Annotated in this window: 4 protein-coding genes and 1 pseudogene; 4 read left to right on the top strand and 1 reads right to left on the bottom strand. The window is 68.7% G+C overall.

The annotated features are described in order from the left end of the window. From RMO30_RS10860 to RMO30_RS10850, 3 genes and pseudogenes are all read left to right on the top strand, one after another. A pseudogene (locus tag RMO30_RS10860) lies at window positions 1–198 on the top strand (2-oxoglutarate dehydrogenase, E2 component, dihydrolipoamide succinyltransferase); the annotation flags it as partial. 1 nt (window position 199) lies between these two features. Then, the gene (locus RMO30_RS10855) at window positions 200–679 is read left to right on the top strand and encodes a thioredoxin family protein (protein ID WP_309713208.1); all 480 of its coding nucleotides are present in this window, start codon (window positions 200–202) and stop codon (window positions 677–679) included. 12 nt (window positions 680–691) lie between these two features. Continuing rightward, on the top strand, window positions 692–1,441 hold the full coding sequence (locus RMO30_RS10850) for a cytochrome c biogenesis protein CcdA (RefSeq protein WP_309713205.1): 750 nt from the start codon (window positions 692–694) through the stop codon (window positions 1,439–1,441). Window positions 1,442–1,521: 80 nt separating this feature from the next. Here RMO30_RS10850 and RMO30_RS10845 read toward each other — a convergent pair whose 3' ends face one another. Further along, window positions 1,522–2,076 carry a hypothetical protein gene (locus RMO30_RS10845; RefSeq protein ID WP_309713202.1) on the bottom strand — a complete coding sequence of 185 codons (555 nt, stop codon included), beginning with the start codon at window positions 2,074–2,076 and terminating at the stop codon, window positions 1,522–1,524. Between the two features lie 164 nt (window positions 2,077–2,240). Between RMO30_RS10845 and RMO30_RS10840 the strand changes: the two genes are divergently transcribed. Then, a partial coding sequence (locus RMO30_RS10840) for a HupE/UreJ family protein (protein ID WP_309713199.1) occupies window positions 2,241–3,003 on the top strand: 763 nt, incomplete at its 3' end.

Below are 3,003 nucleotides of genomic sequence, written 5' to 3'. Positions count from 1 at the left end.
GACGCCCCGCTCACCCAGCCGGTCGCCGCGGTGCAGAAGGCGTCACGCCGGGCGGGGTCGAAGGCGACCGCCCCGGCGGCCGAAGCCCCGGCCGAGCCCCCTGCGGAGCAGAAACCCGCCGGGCGCGCCCCGCGGCGCGCGAAAGCGGCGGCATCCAGCTCACCCCCCTCGGCGAGCGACCCGTTCCGCGAGCCCTGAGATGGACCGACGCCTGCTCCCCGTCGCCATTGGCATCGTCGTCGCCATCGTCGCAGCGGTGATTGCGGTCGTCGTATTCGCTCCGCCCACTGCCCCCGGTACCGCTCCGCCGTCACCGACATCCCTCGTCGGTGACGGCACCCCGACGCCCGAGTCGACCGCGCCGCCTCCCTCGGTCGGCGCGTACGTCGAGTACTCCGACGACGCGATCGCCCAGGCGGAGGGTCGCGTGCTGCTCTTCTTCCACGCGCCGTGGTGCCCGCAGTGCCGGTCGATCGAGAGCGACATCCTCGCCGAGGGGGTTCCCGCCGGGGTGACGATCATCAAGATCGACTACGACAGCCGCCAGGACCTCCGGCAGCAGTACGGCGTCACGTTGCAGACGACCTTCGTCGAAGTGGATGCCGCCGGCACCGAGTTGCAGAAACATGTCGCGTACGACGACCCGCACCTCGCCGCCGTGGTCGCGGCGATGCTCTAGGTAGTCGCCGTCGTGCTCGGCCTCACCGTCGTCGCGTTCGTCGCGGGGGTGCTCACCGTCGCGGCGCCGTGCGTGCTGCCGCTGCTTCCGGTGATCGTCGGCGGCTCGATCGCGCGTACTTCGGCCGACGGCACGGTCGCCGCCCGCCAGTGGTACCGACCGCTCGTGATCGCCGCGTCGCTCGCGGTCTCGGTCGTCGCTTTCACGCTGCTGCTCAAAGCCACGACCGCGCTGCTCGGGGTGCCGCAGCTGGTGTGGCAGATCATCGCCGGGGCCATCCTGATCGCCTTCGGGCTCACGCTCGTGTTCCCGTGGCTCTGGGAACGACTGATGCTCACCACGGGCATCCAGAATCGCGCCAACGCCGCACTCGACAGCTCGTCGCGCCGCGGCGGGGTGGGCGGCGACATCCTGCTCGGTGCAGCGCTCGGTCCCACCTTCTCGAGCTGCTCGCCCACCTACGCGCTCATCGTCGCGACCGTGCTGCCGGTGTCGTTCGGCGAGGGGCTCGTCTACATCGTCGCCTACGCCGTCGGACTCGCCGCGACGCTGCTGCTCGTCGCATTGCTCGGTTCGGCGCTTGCTCGGCGACTCGGCTGGCTGAATCGACCCGACGGGTGGTTCCGGCGGATCGCCGGGGTGCTGCTCGTGCTCGTCGGCGTCGCCGTCATCCTCGGGCTCGACAAACTGGCGCAGGCGTGGATTCTGGAACAGGGCTGGTACGACCCGATCGAGCAACTCGAACGCAGCCTCTTCGGCTGACCTCGACACCGCGATCGATCTGCCGCTTAACGCCACAGGGCCGACGCGGGAACATAGCTCCCGCGTCGGCCCTGATCCGATCAGGCGTCGAGCCCGCTGAAGGTCGGCGTGGCGTCGGTGCCGTTCCAGGTGACGCGGAAGGTGAACGCCTCCTCGAGTGCCTCGTAGTAGGCGTCGGCCTCATCCTCGGTGATCGTGCCGGCGGCGAGCAGGTCGTCGATGGCAACGCCCCATGAGTCGACGAGTGCATCGATCAGCGTGTCAGTACCGACGCCGAGCTCCTCTGCGACATCCGAGAGGTTCTGCCCGGCGTCCATCCGCACGTGGAGTTCTTCGTGCGTGATGGCGAGCACGGTGTCGAGCACACCCTGCACCGGCCGATGACCACGGTGGCGGTCGAGGCTCGCGTCGCCATAGGCGTCTTGGATGAGGGCGATCAGCTCCGCCTCGGTGGTGACGGCGGACGCGTCGACGGTTTCGCCCGCGCCACCGGCCGGGGCGCCCGCGCTCTCAGTGGCGGTCGTCGTCGCGGTCTCGGTCGCGGTGTCGGTCGCGGTGACCGCGGCTGCCGTGCAGCCGGTGAGCGCAAGAACGCTTGCCAGGGTGACGGCAACAACCTTCATCGGGATCTTCATGGGGGGCCCCTTTCAGCGGGCTTCGTGGTGGATTGCCCCACCGTGTCGCCGCTTTCTCGGGATTTCCTATGAGCAAGTTATGGGTCGGGTGTGCATCAGATTTCTCAAGGCAACCCAGTGTCGCCTCTTAGGTTGTTCATAGGATTCGGCCCCACCGTGTTCCCATGCGAGCACTCCGTACCCTCTGGCTGGCGGCCGGAGCAGCCGTCACCGCCGTCGTCCTGACTGTCATCCCCGTCGCCGCAGCGCAGGCGCACAGCCTCGAGAGCAGCACGATCTCCGTGGTGCTCGGCGAGGAGTCCGCCGACGCGACCGTGTCGATCGCCCTCGAGACCCTCGACGGTGTGCTCGGCACCGACTACGCGACGAACGGCGAACTCACGGATGCCGACATCGCGAGCATCACCGAGTACCTGAACGAGCACCTCACCGTGACCGGTGCCGACGGTGTGGAGTGGGCGGAGACCTACTCGAACGCAGAGGTCGAGGCGGTTGAAGGCATCCAGTCGTTCAGCGTGGACGTGTCGTTCGATACCGGCGACGCCGACCCGAGCTCGTTCACGATCGAGTACGACGCGATCATCGAATCGGATGCCAGCCACCAGGCCGTCGTCGTTCTCACCGACGCGAACGGCGACATCTCCACCGCGGGCGTCATCGACGCGAACGACGCGACCCTGCAGATCGGCACCGCGGTCGAGCCGGGGCTGCTCGACATGATCGGCTTCGGCTTCCACCACGTTCTCGAAGGCGCCGACCATCTGCTGTTCCTCGTCACCCTGCTGCTCGTCTCTCCGCTCGTCGTCGTCTCACGGCGCTGGCAGCCGCGCGACGGGTTTCTGCGGTCGCTGCGCGGCGTCGTCGGCATCGTGACGGCGTTCACGATCGGCCACACCCTCACCCTCATCGCCTCGGCGTTCGGCTGGG

Source organism: Pseudolysinimonas sp. (assembly GCF_031389465.1).
Classification (GTDB): Bacteria; Actinomycetota; Actinomycetes; order Actinomycetales; family Microbacteriaceae; genus Pseudolysinimonas_A.
The sequence above is the reverse complement of the archived record's forward strand: the minus strand, read 5'-3'. Positions and strand labels throughout refer to the sequence as shown.

What these genes read in the sequence shown, in the direction of transcription:
- RMO30_RS10855 (WP_309713208.1), top strand. Translation starts at nt 200, where the DNA reads ATGGACCGACGCCTGCTCCCCGTCGCCATTGGCATCGTCGTCGCCATC.
- RMO30_RS10845 (WP_309713202.1), bottom strand. Translation starts at nt 2,076, where the DNA reads ATGAAGATCCCGATGAAGGTTGTTGCCGTCACCCTGGCAAGCGTTCTT.